The sequence below is a fragment of the Aeromonas sp. PrichA-15 genome (assembly GCF_017939245.1).
Taxonomy (GTDB): Bacteria; Pseudomonadota; Gammaproteobacteria; order Enterobacterales; family Aeromonadaceae; genus Aeromonas; species Aeromonas caviae.
In genome coordinates, this window is record NZ_JAGKRH010000044.1 from 16,534 (window position 1) to 40,745 (window position 24,212).

Here is a 24,212-nt window from a genome sequence, read left to right on the forward strand (position 1 = left end):
CCATCAGGCTTTCTTCGCCTTGGGCAGGCTCTCCTGCCATTTTCCGTTGTCGTAATGGGCTGTCCAGCCGGTCGCCTTGCCGTTGACCTCGGTCATCACGTACTGCTCCTTGGTCTTGCGGCTGAAGCGCACCACGGAGGCGTTTCCGTCAGGATCTGACGCCGGGGCGTCCGCCAGGTACTGGTGCTTGGGAGAGAGGCGATCGCGGAAGCGCTTGAGCTCCTCCACCAGGGGCGCACGGGTCTCGCGGGATTTGGGGAAGTTGCTGGCGGCCAGGAACAGGCCGGCAGCGCCGTCCCGCAGCACGAAGTGGGCGTCGGACTGGGTGCATTTCAGCTCGGGCAGGGGTACCGGATCCTCTTTCGGCGGCGCGATGTCGCCATTTTTCAGGATCTTGCGGGTGTTCTTGCAGCTCTCGTTGGTGCAACCCATGTATTTGCCGAAACGGCCATTCTTGAGCTGCATCTCGGATCCGCAGCGATCGCACTCAATGCTCGGCCCTTCGTAACCCTTGAGCTTGAACTGCCCCTGTTCCACTTCGTAGCCATCGCAATCCGGGTTGCGACCACAGACGTGCAGCTTGCGGCTGTCGTCTATGATGTAGGCGTCCATGGCGGTGCCGCAGATCCCGCAGCGATGCTTGGCACGCAGCGCATCGGTTTCCGCCTCATCCCCGTCGGTGGCGGAGACGAACTCGTCCGCACTGACCAGGTTGATGGTCTTCTTGCAGCGCTCCTTGGGCGGCAGGGCATAGCCGGAGCAACCGAGGAAGACGCCGGTGGTGGCGGTACGGATACCCATCTTGCGGCCACAATCCGGGCAGTCGATGTCGGTCAGCACCATCTGGTTGGCACGCATGCCTCCCTCTTCATGGGGCTTGTCGGCCTGCTCCAGCTCCTGGGTGAACTCGGCGTAGAAGGCGTCGAGCACCTTCTTCCACTCCAGGCTCCCCTCGGCGATGCCGTCGAGCTTGTCTTCCATCTTGGCGGTGAACTCGTAGTTCATCAGCTCGACGAAGTTCTCCACCAGGCGGTCGGTGACGATCTCACCCATCTTCTCGGCGAAGAAGCGGCGGCTCTCGACCCGCACATACCCACGGTCGACGATGGTGGAGATGATGGAGGCGTAAGTGGACGGACGGCCGATGCCGCGCTTTTCCAGCTCGCGCACCAGGGCCGCTTCGGTGAAGCGGGCGGGCGGCTTGGTGAAGTGCTGGCGCGGATCCAGCTTGACCAGTTTCAGCACCTCGCCGACGGTCACCGCCGGCAGCTGGCTGTCTTCCCCCTTGCGGCCCATGGGCGGCAGGGCCTTGGTCCAGCCGGCGAAGCGCAGGGTGCGACCGCGCGCCTTGAGCTCGAACTCCCCTGCCTTGACGGTCAGGGTGGAGGAGTCGTACTGGGCCGGGGTCATCTGGCAGGCGACAAACTGGCGCCAGATGAGGTCATAGAGCCGCATGGCATCGGGCTCCATCCCTTCCAGCATCTCGGCAGTCACCTGGACACTGGAGGGGCGAATCGCCTCGTGGGCCTCCTGGGCATTGGCCTTGGCGCCGTAGAGGTTCGGCTCGCTCGGCAGGTAGGCGGCGCCATACTGCTCGCCGATGTATTCCCGCACCGCGTCCACCGCCTCTTTGCTGAGGTTGGTGGAGTCGGTACGCATATAGGTGATGTAACCCGCTTCATAGAGACGCTGGGCCATCATCATGGTCTTCTTGACCCCGAAGCTCAGACGGGTAGAAGCGGCCTGCTGCAAGGTGGACGTGATGAAGGGAGCGGACGGCTTGGAGCCGGTCGGCTTGTCTTCCCGGTTGACCACCTTGTAGTCGACCCCTTCCAGGGCCGCCACGGCGGCGAAGGTCTCGGCCTGGGTCACCGGCTTGAAGTCGGCACCGTTGCGGCTGACCACTTCCATGCGCAGCTCGCTCTTCTCGGCGGTGAGCAGGTCGGCGTTGAGCTCCCAGAACTCCACCGGCACGAACGCCTTGATCTCGCGCTCCTTGTCGACGATGAGGCGCACCGCGACGGATTGCACCCGACCGGCGGAGAGGCCGCGGGCCAGCTTCTTCCACAAGAGCGGGGAGACCATGTAACCCACCACCCGGTCGAGGAAACGACGGGCCTGCTGGGCGTTGACGCGATGAATGTTCAACTCGGACGGCTGGGCGAACGCCTCCTGGATGGCGCTCTTGGTGATCTCGTTGAACACCACGCGCTTGTAGCGGCTGTCGTCGCCACCGATGATCTCGCGCAGGTGCCAGGCGATCGCTTCCCCCTCTCTATCCAAGTCGGTTGCGAGATAGATGGTGTCGGCCTTGGCGGCCAGACTTTGCAACTCGCTGACCACTTTTTCCTTGCCGGGCAAAATCTGGTAGTTGGCCTGCCAGCCTGCGGTCGGGTTGATGCCCATCCTTGAGAACAGGGCGTTGCGATCCTTGGCCGCCTTCTCGGATTCGCTGAGCTTGATGCCGCGAATGACAGGTTTTTTGGGCTCGGTGCTGGCGCTGCCGCTGGTCGGCAGATCGCGCACGTGGCCTACGCTGGATTTCACCACGTAGTCCTTGCCCAAATATTTGTTGATGGTCTTGGCCTTGGCCGGAGACTCCACGATGACCAGTGATTTGCCCATGCTGTAACTATTATCCTCATTGCACCCGACGGGGTTGGCGTGCGGTTTTGTGGGGCTGTATAAGAGATTTGACGGGAAAAAGCAATCTTGCGGGTCAATTTGCCCGACAGCCCGAACCGCCCTGCTTCTTTATTTATTAATGCGAAGCCGGGGCGCGGGAAGCAACCGCTTTTTTGTTTTTATGCTATATCCCCCCCTTTTTTAGATTGGAAATGACATATCCAGCCACCCTTGTGACATAAAAACCCATTCTGGTTATCAGCTTGTTACAAAGGATGAAATCTCTTTATAATGGCCGCACACCGCAGCTTTGTGCGCGGAAGGAACCGCTCCCCATATAAAAATCGAAAGGATGTGATCATGAAGCACTTCGAGGTCAACTTCGACGGCCTGGTCGGCCCCACCCACAACTATGCCGGCCTCTCCTATGGCAACGTCGCCTCCCAGAGCAACGCCAAAGAGGCCTCCAACCCCAAGGAAGCGGCCAAGCAGGGGCTGCGCAAGATGAAGGCGCTGACCGACCTCGGCATGGTGCAGGGCGTGCTGGCCCCCCAGGAGAGACCGGATCTCGCGACCCTGCGCCGCCTGGGCTTCACCGGCAACGATGCCAGCGTCCTGGCCCAGGCCGCCAGACAGGCCCCCGCCGTGCTGGCCGCCTGCTATTCGGCCTCCAGCATGTGGACCGCCAACGCCGCCACCGTCTCCCCGAGCGCCGACACCCAGGATGGCCGCATCCACTTCACCCCCGCCAACCTGACCAACAAGTTCCACCGCTCCCTGGAGCCCGAGGTGACCGGGCGCATCCTGCGGGCCGTGTTCAACAACGATCGCCACTTCTATCACCACCAGCATCTGCCGGAGAACGACCACTTCGGTGACGAAGGCGCCGCCAACCACACCCGGCTGTGCCGCGCCTATGGCGAGGCCGGGGTCGAGCTGTTCGTCTATGGCCGCAGCGCCTTCGACGTCTCCCAGCCCGCCCCCAAACGCTATCCGGCCCGCCAGACCCTGGAAGCGAGCCAGGCCATCGCCCGCCTGCATGGCCTGGGGGATGAGAGTGCGGTCTTCATTCAGCAGAACCCGGACGTGATCGATCAGGGGGTGTTCCACAACGACGTCATCGCGGTGGGCAACCAGAACGTGCTGTTCTTCCACCAGCAGGCGTTCCTCAATACCGACGCTGCGCTGGCCGAGGTGCGTACCAAGTTCGGCGACGGGGAGCTGCACTTCATCGAGGTGCCGACCAGCGAAGTGTCGGTGCAGGATGCGGTGAAGTCCTATCTGTTCAACACCCAGATCCTCACCCTGCCATCCGGCGAGATGGCGATCATCGCCCCCACCGAATGCCGCGACAACCCGGCGGTGTCCGCCTATCTGGCCAGGCTGGTGATCCTGGGCACCCCCATCAAGGACGTCCACTACATGGACGTGAAGCAGAGCATGAGAAACGGCGGCGGCCCCGCCTGTCTGCGTCTGCGGGTTGCCATGAACGACACCGAGCTCGCCGCGGTCAACCCGGCCTGCCTCATCACCGACAGCCAGTTTGCCCGCCTGGATCAGTGGGTCGAGAAGCACTATCGCGACAGCCTGGCGCTGGACGATCTGCGCGACCCCTCCCTGGTGCTGGAGACCCGCACCGCCCTGGACGAGCTGACCCAGATCCTGAAACTCGGCTCCGTCTACCCCTTCCAGCGCTGAGGTGCGCCATCGGCCTGCAGAGCCGACGCAATAAAAAAAGAGAGCCGGGCAATGCCCGGCTCTCTTTTTAGTCCTTTGCACTGAGCTATAAAACCTGTTCACGAGCTGTAGCGAGAGATCGTCAGCAAGGTGAAGAGCAGCGCAGGAACCGGAGTGTGTAGATACACATGAGGATTCCGAGCAGCACATGAGCCTCGATCACGACCTCGCAGTAAGCTCGAAACAGGTTCTCAGCGCCAGGGGCTTTGTTGCCACAGCCGACCAAGGCCGGCCTCCAGCCCCAGTGCAGCCTGCTTGCCAAGCTTCTGGGTCAGGCTCCTTGGTTTGCTGTAGCGGATGCCGACCACCTTGTGATGGCTGGCCTGGGCCAGCAGGTAGTCATCGCTGGTGCAAAGCGCATCCACCAGACCGAGCTGCTTGGCCTGGCTCGCCAGCCAATGCTCGCCGGTGGTCACCTTGTCGATGTCGAGACCGGGTCTGTGCTCGGCCACGAAGGCCTTGAACTGTTCGTGGATGGCCCCCAGCTCCTCGCGAAACTTCTCCCGCCCCAGATCGTCGTTCTCGCCGAACATGGTGATGGTGCGCTTGTACTGGCCTGCGGTGTGCATCTCGAATTCGATGTCGTGCTTCTTGAGCAACTTGTTGAAGTTCGGCATCTGGGCAATCACCCCGATGGATCCGACGATGGCGAACGGCGCCGCCAGGATCTTGTCCGCGACGCAGGCCATCATGTAGCCACCGCTCGCCGCCACCTTGTCGATGGCCACGGTCAGCGTAATGTCCTTGTCCCGCAGCCGCTGCAACTGGGAGGCGGCCAGGCCGTAGCCATGCACCACGCCGCCGCCGGATTCGAGGCGCAGCAGCACCTCGTCCCCGGGCCGGGCCACGCCTATCACGGCACTCACCTCTTCCCGCAGGGAGGCCACTTCCTTGGCATCCATGCTGCCGTTGAAGTCGATGACGAACAGCCGGCTGCGCTCATCCTCCCCCTTGGCTTTGGCCTTGTGCTCCGCCTTGCGGGTCTTCTCCATCTGCTTGCGCTCGGCCTTGCCCGCCAAGGCTGCCTGCAGTTGATGGCGCCCCTGCTCCAGCTCGCCGGAGAGATCCGTCACCACCAGCTCCCCCTTGCGGGATTTGGGCTGGCGGCTGCTCGCCACCATCAGGATGACGGCGCCGATAGCCAGCAAGAAGGTGAGGGTCTTGGCCAGAAACAGGCCGTATTCGGTCAAAAATGCCACTTGATGCTCCGCGCTATGTCCGGTTTTTTCACATAGTAAGGAGTTTGCCCCCCTCGCGCAAAAACTCTGCCATCTTCCGTGCCAAGGGCGGAGGGATCGACGCTATCGCCCTGTTTTATTCACATTTTTGCCGTCTCATACTGGTCAACTGCCGGGCCGGATCAGTACACTTGCCCACTCGATTCGTTGCGCCAAGCCGCCAGGCATTGTTAACAGGAGTCCACATGCTCGACTATCAGGCCCCCCGTGATCTGCTCAAGGACAAGGTCATTCTGGTGACGGGTGCCGGTGACGGCATCGGCCGCGAAGCGGCCCTCACCTATGCGGCCCACGGTGCCACCGTGATCCTGCTCGGGCGTACCAGTGCCAAGCTGGAGGCGGTCTACGACCAGATTGAAGCGGCCGGTCACCCCCTGCCCGCCATCGTGCCAGTGGACTTGAAAGGGGCTACTGCCGCCCACTACCGCGGTATGGCGGAAACCTTCGCCCAGCAGTTCGGCCGCCTCGATGGCGTGCTGTTCAACGCCGGGCTGCTCGGCACCCTGTCGCCGTTCGAACACATTCAGGAGCAGGAGTGGGACGAGGTGATGCAGGTCAACGTCAAATCCGAATTCCTGCTGACCCAGGCGCTGCTGCCCCTCATTCGCCAGACCGCCAAGGAGCACGGCGAGGCGTCCATCGTCTACACCTCCTCCAGCGTGGGCCGCAAAGGGCGCGCCTACTGGGGCACCTATGCCATTTCCAAGTTCGCCGTCGAAGGCATGATGGAGGTGCTGGCGGACGAGCTGGAGAACACCAGGGTGCGGGTCAACACCCTGAACCCGGGCGGCACCCGCACCAGGATGCGGGCCAGCGCCTTCCCGGCGGAAGATCCGCAAACCCTCAAGACCCCGGCCGATCTGATGCCCCTCTATCTCTACCTGATGGGGCGTGACAGTCAGGGCCAGAGCGGCAAGACCTTCGGGGCCCAGCCCAAATAAATCAACAAATCAACCGGATGGGATTACAGTGAAGAGGGGGTGCCAAGGCGCGCCCTGTTGAATCCCATCGGCCCCAGACAGGTTGCACTATGTTTCGTCCCAAGAGCACGTTTGAGCAATGGCGGATCTTTCAGGCGGTGGTGGACTGCGGCGGTTATGCCCAGGCTGCCGAGGCGCTGAACAAGAGCCAATCCTCCCTCAATCATGCGGTTGCCAAGCTGCAACAGAGTCTGGGGGTGGCCCTGCTGGAGGTGCGGGGACGCAAGGCGGTGCTGACGCCGGCGGGGGAGATCTTCCTCAAGCGGGCGCGCCAGCTCAGCCAGCAGGTGGAAGAGCTGGAGAACCTGGCCAACAACCTGGAGCGGCAGTGGGAGCCGCAGATCAACCTCTATGTGTCCGTGGTGCAGCCGCGGGAGCGCCTCTACCGGGCGCTGGCCCACTTCTACCCCCGCAGCCGCGGTTGCCGCATCAACCTGCACGAGCGGATCCACTGCCACTTCAATGCGCTGCAGGCGGGAGATCTGATGCTCTCCGAGCACCTGCCCCAGGATCGCACCGGCCTGCCGCTGGACGAAGTCTGTCTGCTTCCTCTGTGCGCAGCGGGCCACCCCCTTGCGGAGCAGGGAGAGCCCATCACCGCCGAGGTGCTGGCCAGCCACAACCAGATAAGCCTGCATCCCCCCATCCACCGCTCGGTGGACTGGAACGATGCGGACGACACCGGCTGGAAGGCGACCCACTATCACGAGGTGCTCAACATGATGCGCCTTGGCATGGGTTACGCCTGGGTGCCCCGCCACCTGGTGCAGGAGGAGCTCGCCGAGGGCTCGCTGGTGCAGCTGGATCTCACCGGCGGCAACGAACGCTATCTCTACACCTACCTGCTCACCCCCTCGGTGGAGGCGCTGGGACCGGCGGCCGAGCTGCTGCTGCGCTGCCTGCGCATCGAATACCAGGGAGACAACCCCAGGTAAGGCCGCTTCTTCCCCGCACGACCGGGGCACTGGTGCCGGCACATCCTGGCATCGGCTCCTTTTTGCATCCCCTATACGTTGGGGACCCGCCAACAGGCGGCCAGCGCCATCAGCGCCAGGGCCGCCGCCACCATGAAGACCCCGTGGAAGCTCCAGAGCTCCGCCACCGTCCCCGCGATGGCCCCCGCCATGATGGAGCCGGTGCGGATGCTGTTGGAAAAGAGCGTGGTCGCCACTCCGGCGCGCCCCGGCATCAAGTCCTGGAAATAGGACATGCCGATGCCGGCCACGATGCCGATGAAGATGGCATTGAGCAGTTGCAGCGCAATGAGGGCATGCTGGCTAGACAGGGTCACGAGACCGCCATAGAAACCGACCCCGGCCAGCACCGCCAGCAGCATCATGGGCCGCTTGCCGAAGCACCGGGTGTAGTAGCCCGCCAGCAGCATGAAGGGGATCTCCAGGGCCGCCGCCGTGCCCATCAGCAAACCGGCCAGCTTCTCCTCCAGCCCCAGCTCGCGGGTGATGTAGAGGGGCATGTTGATGAGGTACATGCTGTTGCAGGTCCACATCAGGGTGGAGGCGATGAAGAGCGCCCGCACCGACGGGTCCCGCCAGCTGCTTACCCGCTCCACCTCGCTGTCCATCACCGGCAGCGGCAGGGAGGGAAGCCAGCGCCACACCACGAAGGCGCAGATGACATAGGCCAGCGCCGAGGCCAGATACATCACCTTGAAGCCGTAGCCGATGGCGAGCGCGAAGGCGATGGGCGGCCCTATCACCCAGGCCAGGGAGAACTGGGCCCGCAGCACCGAGCTGAACATGTCGGCCTGTTTGTTGCGGCTGTCGGCGTATTCCCGCGCCAGGGCGAACAGCTGCGGGCTGGCGGTGGCGGTCAGGCTCGCCAGCAGCACCCCCAGGCTCACCAGCAACCAGTACTGCCGGTTCCAGGCAAACAGCAGGGAGAGCACGATGCCGGCAAAGCAGCAGCGCAGGATCAGCTGCTTGCGATCCCCCTTGTTGTCGGAGCGGTGGCCGAGCCACTGGCTGATGAGGATGCCGATCACCGCGTTCACCGTGTAGAAGAGCCCCACCAGGAAGGGGCGCACCTGCACCTCCTCGGCCAGAAACAGGCTCAAGGTCGGCACCTGCAGCGCCACCGCCACCCCGGTCATGAAGGTCACGGCGAGAAACGAGAGAGAGACGGGATCCGGCCTCTTGCGGGCAGCAGACAGCAAACTCATAGAGATACCATTGATATGGAAGAAAAAAAGGAGCCAGATGCGGGCGGGCTTGGCGTATGGCGGCGGCTATTTTATGCCATTATCAACAGCCACCTCAAGGGTTGCGGGGGGGCGTCCAAGTCCGTACATTGGAAGCCCATCCAGCGCCAGTACAAGGATTTAACATGTTTGATTTTGACCGGGAAATAGATCGCAGCGGTACCATGAGCCTGAAATGGGACAAATACAAGGGTCAGGATGTCCTGCCCATGTGGGTCGCAGACACCGACTTCGTCTCTCCCCCCGCCGTACTGGAGGCCCTTACCAAACGGGTCGCCCACGGCATCTTCGGCTATTCGCGCCCCTCTCCCCGGCTCATCGAACTCATCGTATCGCGTCTGGCCAGCCGCTATGGCTGGACCATCCAGCCCGAATGGCTCGTCTTCCTGCCCGGGGTGGTGCCGGGCCTCAATCTCGCCTGCAAGGCCTGGAGCCAACACGGGCGCGGCATCATCACCCCCAAGCCGGTCTACTACCCCTTCCTGCAGGCGCCGGGCTTCAATGACCGCCCCCTGCTCACCGTCCCCGTGGTGGAGGAAGAAGGTCGCTGGGTGCTGGATCTCGAAGAGCTTGAGCGTCAGGCCCCCTCGGCGGATCTGCTGCTGCTGTGCAACCCCCACAACCCGGGCGGCACCGTCTTCACCCGGGAAGAGCTGCTGGCCATCGACGCCATCGCCGAGCGCCACAACCTGGTGATCTGCTCCGACGAAATCCACTGCGATCTGCTGCTGGACAAGGATGCCCGCCACATCCCCTATGGTGCCCTGAGCCCGGAGGCGGCCGAGCGCTCCGCCGTCATGATGGCGCCGAGCAAGACCTTCAACATCGCGGGCCTGTGCTGCTCCTTCGCCGTGATCCCCAATGCCCGCCTGCGGCTCAAGCTGCAACAGGCAATGCGCGGCATCAGCGCCGACGTCAATCTGCTGGGGTTCGTGGCGGCCGAGGCGGCCTATGAGGGGGGCGAGCAGTGGCTGAATGAACAGCTCGACTACCTGACCGGCAACCTGGCCCTGATCGAGCAGGCCGTGGCCCGCTGGCCCGGCGTCAAGCTGGCCCGCAACCAGGCCACCTACCTCGCCTGGATCGACATGAGCGCCCTGGGGCTGGACGATCCCGTCGCCTTCTTCGAACAGGCGGGCGTGGGTCTCTCCCCCGGCGCCCAGTTCGGCAACGGCCAGTTCGTGCGACTCAACTTTGGTTGCACCCGGGCCCGTCTCACCGAGGCCCTGGCCCGCATGGAGAAAGCCATTCTCCAGACCCGCTAGCGAACCGTCCCGGGCGGCGGCCCCAGGCCGCCCGGTGCGCGCAAAAGCGGTAAAATCCGTTCAGCTTCCCGTCTGATACGGATAAGATGAGGCTCATCACCGGATGAGCCCGCCTCCTCCTCATGTTCAGCCACGGTTTCGGTCCACTATGCGCCCATTCGCCTTCTCTGCCCTGTTGCGTCTGTCACGTACCGCCCTGCCCTGGCTTGCGGCCGTGCTGGCGCCCTCCCTCTTCGCCTCCCCCGCCTATGTCACCATCGGTACGGGAGCCCTCAACGGCGTCTACTACCCCACAGGGGGGGCCATCTGCCGCCTGCTCAACGAGGAGAGTGCCCGCCACGGCCTGCACTGCACGGTGCAGAGTACCTCGGGCTCCATCGCCAATCTGGCGGCCCTCGCCAAGGGAGAGGTACAGCTCGCCCTGATGCAGTCGGATGTGCTCTACCATGCGGTGCACGGCACCGGCCCCTTCGCGGGCCAGGCCCCGGACGATCAGCTGCGCAGCCTGTTGCGGCTCCACAAGGAGTCCCTGACCCTGATTGCCAGCGCCACCAGCAACATCACCACCCTGGCCGACATCAAGGGCAAGCGGGTCGATGTCGGCGCCCCCAACTCCGGGGACAGGGTCACCAGCCGGGCCCTGCTCGATGCCATGGGGTGGCGGGTCGCCGACTTCAGCCGCCCGCCTGTGATCTCCCCGGGCAACCGGCTGGAGGGGCTCTGTGACGGCACCCTGGATGCCGCCTTCGTGGTCGCTGGTCACCCCAATCAGGCCATCGGCGATCTCACCGGCCGCTGTCAGGCCCGCCTCATTCCCATCGAGGGGGAACAGGTGGACAAGCTGCTCAAGCAGCACCCCTACTACGATCGCAGCCGCATCGGCGCCAACCTCTATCCGGGGCAGACAAGCGGCGTCAATACCTTCGCCGTCACCGCCGAACTGGTGGCCCTGGCCAGCCTGCCCGAGAGCGAGGTGCGCACCCTGCGGGACGTGCTGAACGAGCGGCTCAAGCAGTTCACCCGACTGCATCCGGCACTGACCACCCTCACCTGGGAAGGCATGCAGGCGGGCAGCATCGCCCTGCTCCATCCCGGCATGCTGGATGCCGTGCCCACCCTCCCGGCGGACACCCTCACGGCATCCGGTGCCGTGGCCACCTCGGGTGCCCTGCCAACCTTGCCCCCGGCGAGCAGCGCGGCCACACCGACCGATGGGGCAGGCCCCCAGGAAGGCACCGCGCCACTGGAGGGGTCCGACACCTTGCCGGAGCAGCCGGCCGCCGCGACCCTCTCAACCAGTTCGGGGGCGGCCTCCACCAACCAGGCCCCGGCCCTGATTGAGCCGCCCACACCGGGCAGCGCAACCCTGGCACCAGGCCATCCCCTGACCCCGCCTGAGGCGCCCGCCTCGTCGGCAACGCCGCTGGAGGCGCCATCACCGCAGGCCATGCCGGCCAGCCACGCGGTGGGGACCACAACCCCCGCCGGGCAATGAACACCAACCAAGAGGCCACCCCAGGGGTGGCCTCTTGGTTATCGGGAACGGGCGCCTGGCCTGTCACGGCGCCAGCAGCAGCGCCGGATTCTGGATCTCCTCCTCCACCCAGTGCAGCAGCTGCTTGATGGCCCGTGACAGCACCTGGTTCTGGCGCACCACGTACCCCAGGCTGGTACCGGGAAAATCGGTGAGCCGGGTCACCGGGGCGGTCAGCTTGAGCCTGGGGTGAAGGGAGAAATCCGGCACGATGGCGACGCCAAAACCCGCCTCGGCCCAGTCGAGCTGGGCATCCACGCTCCCCACCTCCATGATGCGGCAGCTCGGCAGACCGAGCAGGGGCAGGGAGGGGTCGATCAATGCCCGGGTCCGGGTGTCGTGCCCCAGCAGGATCAGGGTCGGCTCGTCCAGAGGATCGCTCTCCCCCGAGCTGGCCCGCGCCTGCCAGCGGGCCAGGCCGTGCCCCAGGGCACACCAGGTCACCTGCTGCAACTCGGTGTAGAAGAGCGGCTCGCTGCGCTTTTGTGCCATCACGAAGCCCAGATCCGCCTTGCCCGCCCGCACCAGATCCGCCGCCTGATCCGAGGTGGTGTTGAACAGGGTGAGGTCGATGCCGGGGAAGGCCTGCTTGAAGCGCTGGAACGGTTGGATGAGCAGCAGGCGCGAGATGATGTCGCTGGCGGCGATGGCGAGCGTCCCCTGGCTCAACTGGCTCAGGGCATTGAGATCGGACTGGCAGAGCTGCAACTCGTTGATGGCGCGCTCGGCGCTTTGCAGCAGCCGCTCCCCCGCCTGGGTCAGGCGAAACGGGCTGCGCTCCACCAGCTTGACCCGGGTCGCCTGCTCCAGGTTCTTGAGGTGCAGGCTCACATTGGGTTGCGTCATGTGCAGTTCGGTGGCCGTCTGGCCGAAGTGCTGCAACCGGGCCAGGGTGACGAAGGTGTGCAGCCAGTGAATGTCCAGCATGGGGTTCCTCTTCTCCCGGGTCGGTGGCAGGGCCAGCGCCGCCAGGGCACGGGCACCACGAAAGGGAGCGCGGTGTCGATAATTGCACCGGAATTATATGGCTTCCTTATCGGAATTATAAAGATAATTAATTTTTCTAATCCTCACGGGGCTCCTAGGATGGACGCCTAACGTCTTAGGAGAAAGAGTCATGTCGTCTATCGTAGTCGTAGGTGCTAACTGGGGTGATGAAGGCAAAGGCCGCATCGTCGATTATCTGGCAGGCCAGGCTGGCGCCAGTATTCGTTTCCAGGGCGGCAACAACGCCGGCCACACCGTGGTCAACGATCTGGGCACCTTCAAGCTGCACCAGGTGCCGAGCGGCGTCTTCAACCCGGATTGCCTGGTCGTGCTGGGCCCCGGCATGGTGATCAGCCCCGAGAAGCTCACCGTCGAGCTGGAAGAGGTCAAGGCCTCCGGCGTCATTCCCAAGCTCGCCATCTCTGACCGTGCCACCCTCTGCCTGCCGCTGCACGCGCTGGAAGACACCCTGGAAGAGCAACGCCTGGGTGACGGCGCCTACGGCTCCACCCGTCAGGGCATCGCCCCGGCTTACGGTGATCGGGTCATGAAAAAGGCGATCCTGGTGGGCTGGCTGAAACAGCCGGACGTGCTGGTCGAGCGCATCCAGTTCATGCTGGACTGGAAACTGCCGCAGATGAAGGCTCTCTATCCGGACTTCGAATTCACCCAGACCGCCCAGGAGATGGCCGACTGGCTGCTGGAAGCGTCCGCTCCCTGGCTGGACGCCGTCTGCAACGTCAGCATGCCCCTCAAGGCACTGCAAGCCGAAGGCAAGACCCTGCTGTTCGAAGCCCAGCTGGGTGCCGGCCGTGATCTCATCTACGGCGAATACCCCTGGGTCACCTCCTCCCACGTTTCCGGCGCCTACGCCGGCATCGGTGGCGGTCTGCCGGGCCTGCGCCCGGAGCGCGTCATCGCCGTGGCCAAGGCATTCAGCTCCTCCGTCGGTACCGGCACCCTGCTGACCGCCATGGAGAACCAGGACGAGTTCCGCAAGATCACCAACGAGTTCGGCGCCACCACCGGCCGTCCCCGTGACGTGGGTTACTTCGATGCCGTCGCCACCAAGAACGGCGTCGAGCTGCAGGCGGCCACCGAAGTGGCCCTGACCAAGCTGGACTGCCTGACCGGTCTGCCGGATCTGAAGATCTGCGTGGCCTACGAAGGTGCCCACACCGAGAACCCGATCTGGCCGCAGACCGCCGCCCTCACCCCCGTCTACGAGAAGATGGAGAGCTGGAGCGAAGACATCAGCGGCTGCCGCACCTTCGCCGAGCTGCCCAAGGCTGCCCAGGACTATGTGCTGCGCATCGAAGCCCTGCTGGGCGTGCCGGTGCCCATGGTCTCCGTCGGCCCGGGCCGTGACGAGATGATCCTGCGCTAAGGCCCCTCGCCTCTCCCAAAAACCGGCATCCCAGGATGCCGGTTTTTTTATGCCCCTCAAAAGCCCCGAACAGCTCACAAAAGCCACCTATATGGCATAATTTGAGCCATACGGGCACTCTGTTTTGAGCCAGCCCCCTTAGAGTGAATGCCATATTCACACAAAGGAGTGCCCATCATGAGATCCCCCATTATCCCGCTGCTGCCCCTGTTCTGCCTCGCGGCTCTGCCCGCCGGTGCCATGACCCTCAAGAGTACCGACATCCGCGAGGGTGAACCCATGGACAAGGTCTTCAGCTTCAACGGCTTTGGTTGCAGCGGCGAGAACCGCTCCCCCCAGTTGAGCTGGCAGAGCCTGCCCGCCGGCACCCAGAGCGTCGCCATCACCGCCTATGACCCGGACGCCCCCACCGGCAGCGGCTGGTGGCACTGGCTGGTGGTGAACCTGCCGGCCAGCCAGAGCGAGCTGCCAAGCAATGCCTCCGGCAAGCTCAAGCAGGGGCTGGAGCTTGGCACCGACTACGGTACCCAGGGTTATGGCGGCCCCTGCCCGCCCGCCGGTCACGGCATGCACCGCTACCAGTTCACCGTCTGGGCCCTGCCCAAGGCACTGGAGGTGAAGGCCAACACCCCGCCCGCCATGGTAGGCTACATGCTCAACAGCCTGGCCCTTGGCAAGGCCACCCTGACCGCCACCTTCACCACCCCCTAGGAGCCCGCCCGATGAGCACGCCCCTGCTGCAACTGAATCACTACTTCGGGATCCGCCAGCAGCCCCTGCGCCGGGTGCTCATCTACGCGCCGACCCTCATCTGGGTGCAGCAGGGCCGCAAGCAGCTGTGGTGGCGGGAGCAGCGCCTCTCCTTTGACAAGGAGAGCTGGCTGCTGATCCCGGCGGGTCACCGGCTCACCTTCGTCAACCAGCCGGAGCAGGGCACGTTTCGCTCCCAGGCGCTCACCCTGCTGGCCCCGCCACCGGCCGAGTGGCTGGCAGAGAGCACCCTCGATCTCCTCAAGCCACCGGCCATCAGGGTGACGTCGGCCCTCGCCTTCTGCTTCGATCTCGTCACCACCATGGCGCAGCGGCAGCTCTGCGAGACGGCCCAGACCCAGCTGCTGCAAGGGTTTTATGGCGAGCTCAGGGAAGCGGGGGGCCTTGGCCTGCTCTTTCCTGCCACCACCATGACCCTGGGGGAGCGGCTGGCCCGTTACCTCAGCGTAGAGCCTGGTCTTGATCACCGACTGGAGACGGTAGCGACCCACTTCGCCATGAGCCGCGCCTCCCTGGTCCGCAAACTGGCCGCCGAGGGACGCAGCTTTCGCCAGGTGCTGACCCAGGTACGCCTAGGGCACGCCCTCTCCCTGCTGCAACAGGGGCTCACGCCGCTTCAGACCGCCCTCGCCTGTGGCTACGACTCCCCCGGCCGCTTTGCCGCACGCTTCAAGGAGGAGTTCGGCCTGACCCCCCACCAATACCTGCGTACCTGCCCCTCCTCTCTCTCACTGACTGCCACCACAAAAAAGTAAATAATTACTAAAACAAAGAGCTATGTAACCTCGTGTAACCGGGTGATCCGGCTCACACTCGCCCCTCCTGCACTGTGACACAGCGCCAATAATCCCGTCAGAATCGCCCTATAATGGCTCTCGCAAACGCTTTCACTAAAACAATCACTAAAAAACACCTTCCTTAACCTACAAAAACTGTCATTGGAGCGAGGGATGTTTCGTAAAAATTTACTTTCCATCACCCTGAGCGTCGCCCTGTTCGGCCTCACTGCCTGCAACGGCAATGACTCCAGCAGCCCGGCCGCCCCCAGCGCCACCCTGGCGAACCAGTATCAAAACGTGATCGACCGCAGCGGCACCCCGCTCCAGTTCCGTGACTTTGACAGCTACGCCAACCTCAAATACAACCCGCTGCTCGATCTCGGCGCCTGGCACGGCTTCCTGCTGCCCGCCAGCGACAGCGAATGGGGCGGCTTTACCGGTCCCATGGTCATCGCCGAGGAGTACAGCCTGTTCTTCGCAAGCGAATTGGACAAGCTGACCCTGAGCGACGAGAGCGGCCGCGCCTTCCCGCTTACCAGCGCCAGCAAACAGGCGCTGTACGCCATCCCGGGGGCGCTGGTGCAGCGCTTCGATTTCGACCCCTTCACCCTGGAGCTGGAGCTGCGCTACGGCGATGCCCGCACTGCGCTGGTTCGTACCCGCCTCATCAACCACACTGATGCCCCCCTCACCCTCAAGCTCAACTGGCAGGGGGAGCTGCTCAACCAGTGGGATGCCAACAAGACGGTCGCCGAGCAGTACCCCGCCTGGACCCGCACCATCAGCCAGACCGAGCGTGGCGTGGCATTCCAGTTCGGCAAACTGCGCAGCACCTGGAACATCATGCAAAGCGGCAGCGCCAGCTACCGCATCGATCGCACCCTGCCCAGTCGTACCACCCTCGACGAGCAGGGGCTCGGCTACGTGAGCGAGGCCAGCCTCACCCTGGCCGCCAAGGGCCAGCAGGATATCTACACCCTGCAGAGCTATGTCCACAGCAGTGCTGACGCGAGTCGCTTCGAGCGAAGCCGCCTGGCGCTGCTGGCCGACCCCGCCAGCCATTTCGACGACTCCATCCGCCGCTGGGAGGATTACCTGGCGCGCGGCCTCTCCAATCAGGGGATCCCGGAGTCGGAGCGGCGCATCGCGGTCAAGGCGATGGAGACCCTCAACGGCAACTGGCGCTCGCCGGCCGGTGCCATCCTGCACGACGGGGTGACCCCCTCCAACACCGCCCGCTGGTTCGACGGGGTCTGGGCCTGGGACAGCTGGAAGCACGCTTACGCAATGGCCCACTTCAACCCCGAGGTAGCCAAGAACAACGTGCGCGCCATGTATGACTACCAGATCCAGGCCGATGACCCGGTTCGGCCGCAGGATGCCGGCATGGTGATCGACGCCGTCTTCTACAACAAGCTCGCCGATCGCGGTGGCGACGGCGGCAACTGGAACGAGCGCGACACCAAGCCGCCCCTCTCCGCCTGGGCCATCTGGGAGATCTACAGCGCCACCCAGGACAAGGCCTTCATCGCCGAGATGTACCCGAAGATCCAGGCCTATCACGACTGGTGGTATCGGGCGCGGGACAACAACCGCAACGGCATCATCGAATATGGCGCCACCCGCCACGTCGAGCACAACGACGAGTTCGGCAACATCACCTTCAAGGTGCAGTACCCGACGGGGGCACCGGTCGGGCTGGATCTGTCGAGCTGTACCAATGAGGGAGATGGCTGGTATGGCTGCGCCGGCATGGCGCTCTATCAGCAGGTATTGAGCTTTGGCGGCTACGCCGACATGGATATCGGCGCCCAGCACGGCGCAGGCTGGGAGTCCGGCATGGACAACGCCGCCCGCTTCGGCTTTATCGAGCCGGATCAGCTCAAGCGCTATGCCGACAAGACCTATGGCGGCGACATGGCCAGGGCGCGCCAGGACTGGAACGTCTTCTTCTTTGAAAACCATCAGGACGACGGCAACCTCATCGGCTTCTCCATCGATCAGGAGTCGGTGGAGCTCAACGCCTTCCTCGCCAAGGAGAAGCGCATCCTGGCCGACATGGCCGAGCTGCTCGGCAAGCCGGACGAGGCGAGCCGCTACCGCGAAGGGGCGACCCAGCTGGCCGATTACATCAACAGCTGCCTGTTCGATGAGGCCTCCGGCTTCTATTACGACCGCCAGATAGCCCAGGGGGATCTGCCCGACGCCAACGGCTGCGTCGGCAAGCTGTTGACCGCCCGCGGCCGTGGCCCGGAAGGGTGGAGCCCGCTCTGGGCCGAGGTAGCGGACAAGGAGAAGGCGGCGCGGGTGCGCGAGGTGATGCTCAATGCCCAGGAGTTCAACACCAGGGTGCCGCTCGGCACGGCGGCACTGACCAACCCGGCCTACGACCCCGACATCTACTGGCGCGGTCGGGTCTGGCTGGATCAGTTCTACTTCGGGGTGAAGGGGCTGGAGAACTACGGCTATCGCAGCGATGCCCAACAGCTCGTCAACAAGCTGTTTGCCAACGCCGAGGGGCTGGCGGGTAGCGGCCCCATCCGCGAGAACTACAACCCGGAAACCGGCGCCATGCAGGGTGCCAGCAACTTCAGCTGGAGCTCGGCCCACCTCTACATGCTCTATCGCAACTTCCTGAAAACCGAGGGTTGATCCCTCTTTGCAGCAATGAGCCAACAAAAAGGCCTCCGCAAGGGAGGCCTTTCTTATGGCAGGGCCGCAGGTGGCGACTTACTTCACGGTCACCCGGGCAAACTTGCGCTTGCCAACCTGGTAGACGGCGGTACCGGCACCGATGAGGGCCTTGCCATCATCCAGCTTCTCGCCATCCACCTTGACCGCGCCCTGCTTGATCATCCGCAGCGCTTCGGAGGTGGTGGCCACCAGATCGGCGTCTTTCAGCAGGTTGGCGATGGCCAGCCCGTCCCCTTCCAGGGCCAGCTCGACCTCCGGCATCTCGTCCGGGATCGCGTTCTTGGAGAAGCGCTGGGTGAAGTCCTCGTGGGCCGCCTCGGCCGCCGCCTCGTCGTGATAGCGGGCAATGATCTCCTTGGCCAGCCAGATCTTCACGTCGCGCGGGTTGAGGGTGCCGGCGGCAATGCCCGCCTTGAACTCTTCGATTTCAGCCAGCGGACGGAAGGAGAGCAGCTCGTAGTAGTTCCACATCAGATCGTCGGTGATGGACATGATCTTGCCGAACATCTCACCCGGGGCGTCGTGTACGCCGATGTAGTTGGCGGCGGACTTGGACATCTTCTTGACGCCGTCCAGGCCCACCAGCAGCGGCATCATCAGCACGCACTGGGTCGCCATGCCGGCATCTTTTTGCAGCTCGCGGCCCATCAGCAGGTTGAACTTCTGGTCGGTACCGCCCAGCTCGACGTCCGCCTTCAGCGCGACCGAGTCATAGCCTTGCAGCAGCGGATAGAGGAATTCGTGAATGGCGATGGACTGGCCGTTGCTGTAGCGCTTCTTGAAGTCGTCGCGCTCCATCATACGGGCCACGGTCTGCTTGGCCGCCAGCTTGATCATGCCGGTCGCGCCCAGCTCGCTCAGCCAGGTGGAGTTGTACTCGATGCGGGTCTTGGCCGGGTCCAGGATCTTGAACGCCTGCTCGGCATAGGTGAGGGCGTTGTGCTTGATGGCCTCTTCGGAGAGCGGCGGACGGGTGGCGTTCTTGCCGGAGGGGTCACCCACCATGGCGGTGAAGTCACCGATCAGCAGGATCACTTCATGGCCCAGATCCTGGAAGGTCTTCAGCTTGTTGAGGATCACGGTATGACCCAGGTGGATGTCCGGCGCGGTCGGGTCCATCCCCAGCTTGATGCGCAGGGGGCGCCCTTCCTTCAACTTGGCGATCAGTTCTTCTTCAACCAGAATTTCTTCCGCTCCGCGCTTGATCTCGGCTAGCGCCACCTCGAGCTGGGACATTTTTTGACTCTCCAATCACGATTCCACAGGGCCAGACATATTACTGGAATGGCGGGCCAATTGGAAAGGCGGTAAACTCCGACCTTCTTCCGGGTTCAACTTTGTCTGCTTCTCATGGTCCTTTGGCACGCCTTCAACTCTCTCCCTCACTGGCACCGCAAGATGGTGCTTATCCTGAGCATCATGGTGATGATGCTGGCGGCCTGGCCGAGCGAACAGGCAGTCGCCACCCGGGTCGATGACAACGACAACGAACTGGCCGTCGAGCAGCAGGTCGACGAGGAGGCGCAGCTGGCACGGGCCGAGCCCGTCACCTCGCCCAAACCGCGCTATGTCACCAGACAGGTGAAGGTGCGCAGCGGCGACAACATGGGGGTCATCTTCCAGCGCCTGGGCCTCAGTACCACGGATCTGCACCTCATCGACCAGCTCGAGGGCACGGATACCCTGCGCCTGCTCAAGCCCGGTCAGGAGCTCACCTTCAAGCTCACCAAGGGCGGCGAGCTGCACAGCCTCTATTACCCCCACAGCCTGGAGCAGGCGCTCAAGGTGAACCGCCGGGATGACGGCTTCGTGGCCAGGCCGGTGAAGATCGAGCTCGACACCCGCGAACAGGTGGCCCAGGGGGAGATCCGCTCCAGCTTCTGGGGCGCCGCCGTCGAAGCGGGCATGACGGAAGACCAGATCATGGATCTCGCCGCCATCTTCGGCTGGGACATCGACTTTGCCCAGGACCTGCAACCGGGGGACAGCTTCCGGGTGGTCTACCAGGACAAATACCAGGATGACGAGCGGGTTGCCTCCGGCGACATCCTGGCCGCCGAGTTCGTCAACCAGGGGGCCATCTACCGCGCCGTGCTGAACACGGATGGCAACTATTACACCCCGGACGGCAAGGCGATGCGCAAGAGCTTCCTGCGCGCGCCGGTCAACTTCAAATACATCAGCTCCAACTTCAATCCGCGCCGCCTTCACCCGGTCACCGGCAAGGTGCGCCCCCACAACGGCATCGACTACGTAGCGCCGGTGGGCACCCCCATCATGGCGGCGGGCGGCGGCAGCGTGGTGGCCGCCGGCTATAACCAGTTCAACGGCAACTACGTCTTCATCAAGCACGCGGGCAACTACGTGACCAAGTACCTGCACCTCTCCAAGCGCACCGTCAACAAGGGGCAGCGAGTGAAGCAGGGGCAGACCATCGGCCTGCTCGGCGGCACCGGCCGGGTCACAGGCCCGCACCTGCACTATGAATTCGTGGTGGGCGGCGTGCACAAGAACCCGCGCACCCTCAACCTGCCCCAGGCGGAGTCTCTCAGCGGGCGGGCGCTTGCCAGCTTCAAGGCCCAGGCCATGCCCCAACTGGCCAAGCTGGACAGCCCCGAGCTGCAACTGGCCAGCAACAAGGACAACGGCGACGACAGCTGACCGCTGTCGACCAAGGTGGAACACGGTATCGGACGGTTCCCCCGCATCATTGAAAGGGGTTGTCATGACTGAACGCTATATAGGCTTGATGTCCGGTACCAGCATGGATGGTATCGACGCCGTGCTGGTGCAGCTTGAGGGGGATGCACTGCGGGTCGAGGCGGCCCTCTGCCATCCCTGGCCTGCCGATACGGCTCGCACCCTGCATGAGCTTTGCACCCCGGGGGAGAACGAAATCGACCGCATGGGGGTCGCCGACAACCTGGTGGCCCGCGAATTTGCCGCCGCCACCCAGGCTTTGCTCGCCAAGGCGGCGCTGACTCCCAAGGAGATTCGCGCCATCGGCAGTCACGGCCAGACCATACGCCACCGCCCTGCCCTCGGCTTTACCCTGCAAATAGGCAACGCGGCCCTGCTGGCGGCCCTGACCGGCATCGACGTGGTGGCCGATTTTCGCACCATGGACATGGCCCTCGGCGGTCAGGGGGCGCCCCTGGTGCCCGCCTTCCATCAGGCGCTCTTTGCCCGCCCCGGCGCCCTGCGGGTGGTGCTGAACCTCGGCGGCATTGCCAATATCTCGGTGCTGCCCGGCCAGACCGACGGGGGGGCTGGTTCAGGGGTATATGGCTTCGATACCGGCCCCGCCAACACCCTGCTCGACGGCTGGTATCGCCGCCATCAGCCCCACGGCGGCAGCTATGATGCCGGTGGCCAGTGGGCCGCCAGCGGCAGGCTTATCCCTGCGCTGCTGGAGCAGTTGCTGGCTCACCCCTACTTCGCCGCCCCCGCCCCCAAGAGCACGGGGCGTGAGATGTTCACCCTCGACTGGCTCGATGGCGAGCTGGACGGCTGCGCATACGCCCCCGCAGATGTGCAGCGTACCCTGCAATCCCTCACCTGCCACAGCATCGCCCGCCAGTTGCCCGCCCACAGTGATGCGCCAACCCGGCCCGAGCTGTTTGTCTGCGGCGGCGGCGCCCACAACGCCCCGCTGCTGGCGGAGCTGGCAGCCCTGCTGCCCGACTGGCATCTGACCAGCACCGCCCAGCTCGGCCTTGCACCGGACTGGGTGGAAGGGGCCGCCTTTGCCTGGCTGGCACAACGCTTTATCCAGCGAAAGCCGGGCAACCTGCCTGCGGTGACCGGTGCGAGCCGCCCGGCGGTGCTGGGCGCCCTCTATCCCGCCTGAGCCGCTCCCCGAGCGCCCTCCCCTCTAATGGAACAAGCCCGAACAGGTGCACCTGATCGGGCTTGTTGTTATGCCTGGCGCCAGATGGCGCAGACCCGTCACTCTGTGCTCCCTATCCGAGCCGCTCTTTCAACCTGGCCGCCTGCGCCTTGAAGGTCTCATAATCGGCGACATGCCGACTCCTGGCGGCGGTGATCCACTGCACGCCCGTCTCGTCGGCGTGGGAAAATTCGATGCAAAACTCATATTTCGCGCAGGAGAGCAGCCCCATCAGGGCGCCAGACAGAAAACCTACCAGGGGCAGGAAGAGCACGATGAGCCAGTTGCCCGCCTGCTCGTAGGAAGGGGTGAAGTAAAAGAGCACACTGGAGGTGACCACTCCCAGCAACAAGGTCTTCTTGAGCCGATCCATCCAGCCGAGTGCTTTTACCTGCACGCCGACGATGCGGCCCAGATCGTAGCGATCCTTGTTCACCCTCAGTGTGTTGTCCGACTGTTCAATGGCAATGGCCATCCTGATACTCCGTCCTGTTGGCTATGGCGATAAGGGGTTGCCGTGGCGGCCCCGGATTGTGCATCCCGTGATCATGACGGACCAGCGGCCAGCCACGGGGCGATGGGCGGCGCCTCCCCCAACAGGAACACACGCTGCGCATGGTATCGTATGGCGCCAAACATCAAAAGGCGTTCACATCAAAAGGCGAGGTGGATCACCTTCTACCCACCCCTTGTCCCCCGTGCAGCCGTTGGCTTTTCTGGCAATCCTCTCTTGGGCAAGGTAGCCGGGGGATCAGGGGTCAGTGAGATAACAGTCCCGTGATGACCCTCAGCAGGGGCGGGCCGATGGGATGGTGCCATGGGCCCGCACCTCGAGAGCACTCCCATGGCCCTAGAAGGCCCACTTCAGGAAGCGGTTTACCTGGCGCTTGACCGGTGCACAGAGCGGCGGTTTGGGAGGCTCCAGGTTGATCTGTCTGCGGCCCACCCTGGCTTCGCCCCGCAGCAGGATCTGGAGATAGTGGGGGTGCTGGCGCTGGATGAATCGAGAGATCTCATGGGCCCAGGGTTTGGGGACTCCCCACAGGGTCGAGGCCAGGGCGCCGACGATACAGAAGAAGGCGGGCTCGTGCATGCCCATCCTGACGCCATTCTCCAGCGCCTCCTTGAAGGAGCCCGAATGGGCGATGCAGGTCATCACATTGACCATGAAGGCGGCATAGTCATCTTCCCCGCCGTGGCCCACCCTGGCCACCAGCCCGGCCTGCGGCCTGTAGCCGAACTGGTGGCCGATGTGCTCAAGCACCGCATTGCGCTGGCGAATGACCTTGGCATAGAACATCAGCATGGCGGTGCAGTCGAGCGCCTGGCTCAAGGCCTCCTGATGAGGATGGGTCTGGGTGGGACGGGGGGTGGTCAGCAGCGCGATCTCCTCCGAGATGGCGAGCAGACCGATGGGCACCGCCGTGCTGATAAAGGCAAGATCGATGGCGATCGCCAGGTCCTGACCCTCCTCCATTCGGCCAATGACCACCTGCTCGGCAAAGAGGCGACGCTGGCGCTCGATAAAGGCGCCATAGATCAGGGCCCTGAACTTCTTCTGGGGATAGGGGGTATCGAGCAGGGTCTCCATGGTCAGGATGGCGGCACCGGTGCGACCGCGCAGTTGATAGTCGGGGACGAGGGGGAAGTGCTTGCCTAGGCGGGGGGGTGGCCGAAACCCGCTGGTGCGGCTGTACATGTCACCCAGAATGAATCCAAGCATAAAACCTCCGAAGTCAGATGACGGGGATCGCGATGCGATCGCATGCGCCACTCCCGGGCAGATGAGTGCCGATCCGTGCTGCTCGTCGGCAGGGTCCCTGATTTCATTATTAATCATACAATTAATAATCCACCCAAACTCCGACCCAGGTCGCAATAACGGCAGTTGATGACAAAGAACACAAATAAGGATGGTGCGGGGAAGATGAGCCGGCTGCATCGCAAGGAGTGCGGGATACGCCAGGGCGGCAAAGCAGGGCGGACTCCGGGGCCCCCTCACAGGGAGGGTCATGACAGGAGTGATATGCATCGGGGGGCGGCAAGTCGGGGCAGGCAAGGGGAAGGCCCCCTCCCCTTGCTTCTGCGCCCTGCTGGCGGGCTGCGTT

The 24,212-nt window shown here is 64.0% G+C and carries 18 protein-coding genes; 11 read left to right on the forward strand and 7 right to left on the reverse strand.

The annotated features are described in order from the left end of the window. Positions 1 to 3: 3 nt before the first annotated feature. The gene (gene topA, locus J9889_RS07625; RefSeq protein WP_210556261.1) at positions 4 to 2,625 is read right to left on the reverse strand and encodes a type I DNA topoisomerase; all 2,622 of its coding nucleotides are present in this window, start codon (positions 2,623 to 2,625) and stop codon (positions 4 to 6) included. 360 nt (positions 2,626 to 2,985) lie between these two features. On the opposite strand from topA, the gene astB reads away from it, so the two are divergent. After that, on the forward strand, positions 2,986 to 4,323 hold the full coding sequence (astB, locus tag J9889_RS07630; RefSeq protein ID WP_210556266.1) for an N-succinylarginine dihydrolase: 1,338 nt from the start codon (positions 2,986 to 2,988) through the stop codon (positions 4,321 to 4,323). 230 nt (positions 4,324 to 4,553) lie between these two features. Here the strand turns inward: astB and sohB are convergent, their stop codons facing one another. Further along, a complete protein-coding gene (sohB, locus tag J9889_RS07635; protein ID WP_039040521.1) occupies positions 4,554 to 5,561 on the reverse strand; it encodes a protease SohB in 1,008 nt (335 codons plus the stop codon). A gap of 224 nt (positions 5,562 to 5,785) precedes the next feature. Between sohB and J9889_RS07640 the strand changes: the two genes are divergently transcribed. Together J9889_RS07640 and J9889_RS07645 are read left to right on the forward strand one after the other, a co-directional pair. Then, a complete protein-coding gene (locus J9889_RS07640; RefSeq protein WP_210556268.1) occupies positions 5,786 to 6,541 on the forward strand; it encodes a YciK family oxidoreductase in 756 nt (251 codons plus the stop codon). Between the two features lie 89 nt (positions 6,542 to 6,630). Next, on the forward strand, positions 6,631 to 7,515 hold the full coding sequence (locus J9889_RS07645; protein WP_210556270.1) for a LysR family transcriptional regulator: 885 nt from the start codon (positions 6,631 to 6,633) through the stop codon (positions 7,513 to 7,515). A 71-nt stretch (positions 7,516 to 7,586) separates the two neighbouring features. Here the strand turns inward: J9889_RS07645 and J9889_RS07650 are convergent, their stop codons facing one another. Beyond that, on the reverse strand, positions 7,587 to 8,759 hold the full coding sequence (locus tag J9889_RS07650) for an MFS transporter (protein WP_210556272.1): 1,173 nt from the start codon (positions 8,757 to 8,759) through the stop codon (positions 7,587 to 7,589). A 164-nt stretch (positions 8,760 to 8,923) separates the two neighbouring features. On the opposite strand from J9889_RS07650, the gene J9889_RS07655 reads away from it, so the two are divergent. After that, positions 8,924 to 10,063: a PatB family C-S lyase gene (locus J9889_RS07655; protein ID WP_041212604.1), complete on the forward strand. Its 1,140-nt coding sequence runs from the start codon at positions 8,924 to 8,926 to the stop codon at positions 10,061 to 10,063. A 148-nt stretch (positions 10,064 to 10,211) separates the two neighbouring features. Further along, positions 10,212 to 11,558, forward strand: a complete 1,347-nt coding sequence (locus J9889_RS07660) for a TAXI family TRAP transporter solute-binding subunit (RefSeq protein WP_210556274.1) — start codon at positions 10,212 to 10,214, stop codon at positions 11,556 to 11,558. A gap of 63 nt (positions 11,559 to 11,621) precedes the next feature. Here J9889_RS07660 and J9889_RS07665 read toward each other — a convergent pair whose 3' ends face one another. Next, on the reverse strand, positions 11,622 to 12,524 hold the full coding sequence (locus J9889_RS07665; protein ID WP_041212603.1) for a LysR family transcriptional regulator: 903 nt from the start codon (positions 12,522 to 12,524) through the stop codon (positions 11,622 to 11,624). Positions 12,525 to 12,714: 190 nt separating this feature from the next. On the opposite strand from J9889_RS07665, the gene J9889_RS07670 reads away from it, so the two are divergent. The 4 genes from J9889_RS07670 (at position 12,715) to ygjK (ending at position 18,173) form a co-directional block, all read left to right on the forward strand. Beyond that, positions 12,715 to 13,971: an adenylosuccinate synthetase gene (locus tag J9889_RS07670; protein ID WP_210556276.1), complete on the forward strand. Its 1,257-nt coding sequence runs from the start codon at positions 12,715 to 12,717 to the stop codon at positions 13,969 to 13,971. Positions 13,972 to 14,148: 177 nt separating this feature from the next. Further along, on the forward strand, positions 14,149 to 14,682 hold the full coding sequence (locus tag J9889_RS07675) for a YbhB/YbcL family Raf kinase inhibitor-like protein (protein WP_041212601.1): 534 nt from the start codon (positions 14,149 to 14,151) through the stop codon (positions 14,680 to 14,682). Positions 14,683 to 14,693: 11 nt separating this feature from the next. Further along, on the forward strand, positions 14,694 to 15,497 hold the full coding sequence (locus J9889_RS07680) for an AraC family transcriptional regulator (protein WP_210556285.1): 804 nt from the start codon (positions 14,694 to 14,696) through the stop codon (positions 15,495 to 15,497). 195 nt (positions 15,498 to 15,692) lie between these two features. Further along, positions 15,693 to 18,173 carry an alpha-glucosidase gene (gene ygjK / locus J9889_RS07685; protein WP_210556288.1) on the forward strand — a complete coding sequence of 827 codons (2,481 nt, stop codon included), beginning with the start codon at positions 15,693 to 15,695 and terminating at the stop codon, positions 18,171 to 18,173. A gap of 78 nt (positions 18,174 to 18,251) precedes the next feature. Here the strand turns inward: ygjK and tyrS are convergent, their stop codons facing one another. Next, the gene (gene tyrS, locus J9889_RS07690; protein ID WP_210556290.1) at positions 18,252 to 19,451 is read right to left on the reverse strand and encodes a tyrosine--tRNA ligase; all 1,200 of its coding nucleotides are present in this window, start codon (positions 19,449 to 19,451) and stop codon (positions 18,252 to 18,254) included. Between the two features lie 114 nt (positions 19,452 to 19,565). Here tyrS and J9889_RS07695 point away from each other — a divergent pair, with 114 nt between their 5' ends. Then, positions 19,566 to 20,876 carry a peptidoglycan DD-metalloendopeptidase family protein gene (locus J9889_RS07695; protein WP_210556292.1) on the forward strand — a complete coding sequence of 437 codons (1,311 nt, stop codon included), beginning with the start codon at positions 19,566 to 19,568 and terminating at the stop codon, positions 20,874 to 20,876. Between the two features lie 64 nt (positions 20,877 to 20,940). Then, positions 20,941 to 22,065, forward strand: coding sequence for an anhydro-N-acetylmuramic acid kinase (locus J9889_RS07700; protein WP_210556294.1), 1,125 nt, complete (start codon positions 20,941 to 20,943; stop codon positions 22,063 to 22,065). A gap of 112 nt (positions 22,066 to 22,177) precedes the next feature. On the opposite strand, the gene J9889_RS07705 is transcribed toward J9889_RS07700, so the two are convergent. Both J9889_RS07705 and J9889_RS07710 read right to left on the reverse strand, forming a co-directional pair. Then, entirely contained in the window at positions 22,178 to 22,579 is a 402-nt protein-coding gene (locus J9889_RS07705; protein WP_223915755.1) for a hypothetical protein, read from the reverse strand. Between the two features lie 375 nt (positions 22,580 to 22,954). Beyond that, the gene (locus J9889_RS07710) at positions 22,955 to 23,827 is read right to left on the reverse strand and encodes an ADP-ribosylglycohydrolase family protein (RefSeq protein WP_069784475.1); all 873 of its coding nucleotides are present in this window, start codon (positions 23,825 to 23,827) and stop codon (positions 22,955 to 22,957) included. Positions 23,828 to 24,212: the final 385 nt, after the last annotated feature.

Bases quoted from the DNA above. Each gene is read 5' to 3' on its own strand.
- topA (WP_210556261.1), bottom strand. From the start codon at position 2,625: ATGGGCAAATCACTGGTCATCGTGGAGTCTCCGGCCAAGGCCAAGACC.
- astB (WP_210556266.1), top strand. From the start codon at position 2,986: ATGAAGCACTTCGAGGTCAACTTCGACGGCCTGGTCGGCCCCACCCAC.
- J9889_RS07640 (WP_210556268.1), top strand. From the start codon at position 5,786: ATGCTCGACTATCAGGCCCCCCGTGATCTGCTCAAGGACAAGGTCATT.
- J9889_RS07645 (WP_210556270.1), top strand. From the start codon at position 6,631: ATGTTTCGTCCCAAGAGCACGTTTGAGCAATGGCGGATCTTTCAGGCG.
- J9889_RS07650 (WP_210556272.1), bottom strand. From the start codon at position 8,759: ATGAGTTTGCTGTCTGCTGCCCGCAAGAGGCCGGATCCCGTCTCTCTC.
- J9889_RS07655 (WP_041212604.1), top strand. From the start codon at position 8,924: ATGTTTGATTTTGACCGGGAAATAGATCGCAGCGGTACCATGAGCCTG.
- J9889_RS07660 (WP_210556274.1), top strand. From the start codon at position 10,212: ATGCGCCCATTCGCCTTCTCTGCCCTGTTGCGTCTGTCACGTACCGCC.
- J9889_RS07665 (WP_041212603.1), bottom strand. From the start codon at position 12,524: ATGCTGGACATTCACTGGCTGCACACCTTCGTCACCCTGGCCCGGTTG.
- J9889_RS07670 (WP_210556276.1), top strand. From the start codon at position 12,715: ATGTCGTCTATCGTAGTCGTAGGTGCTAACTGGGGTGATGAAGGCAAA.
- J9889_RS07675 (WP_041212601.1), top strand. From the start codon at position 14,149: ATGAGATCCCCCATTATCCCGCTGCTGCCCCTGTTCTGCCTCGCGGCT.
- J9889_RS07680 (WP_210556285.1), top strand. From the start codon at position 14,694: ATGAGCACGCCCCTGCTGCAACTGAATCACTACTTCGGGATCCGCCAG.
- ygjK (WP_210556288.1), top strand. From the start codon at position 15,693: ATGTTTCGTAAAAATTTACTTTCCATCACCCTGAGCGTCGCCCTGTTC.
- tyrS (WP_210556290.1), bottom strand. From the start codon at position 19,451: ATGTCCCAGCTCGAGGTGGCGCTAGCCGAGATCAAGCGCGGAGCGGAA.
- J9889_RS07695 (WP_210556292.1), top strand. From the start codon at position 19,566: ATGGTCCTTTGGCACGCCTTCAACTCTCTCCCTCACTGGCACCGCAAG.
- J9889_RS07700 (WP_210556294.1), top strand. From the start codon at position 20,941: ATGACTGAACGCTATATAGGCTTGATGTCCGGTACCAGCATGGATGGT.
- J9889_RS07705 (WP_223915755.1), bottom strand. From the start codon at position 22,579: ATGGCCATTGCCATTGAACAGTCGGACAACACACTGAGGGTGAACAAG.
- J9889_RS07710 (WP_069784475.1), bottom strand. From the start codon at position 23,827: ATGCTTGGATTCATTCTGGGTGACATGTACAGCCGCACCAGCGGGTTT.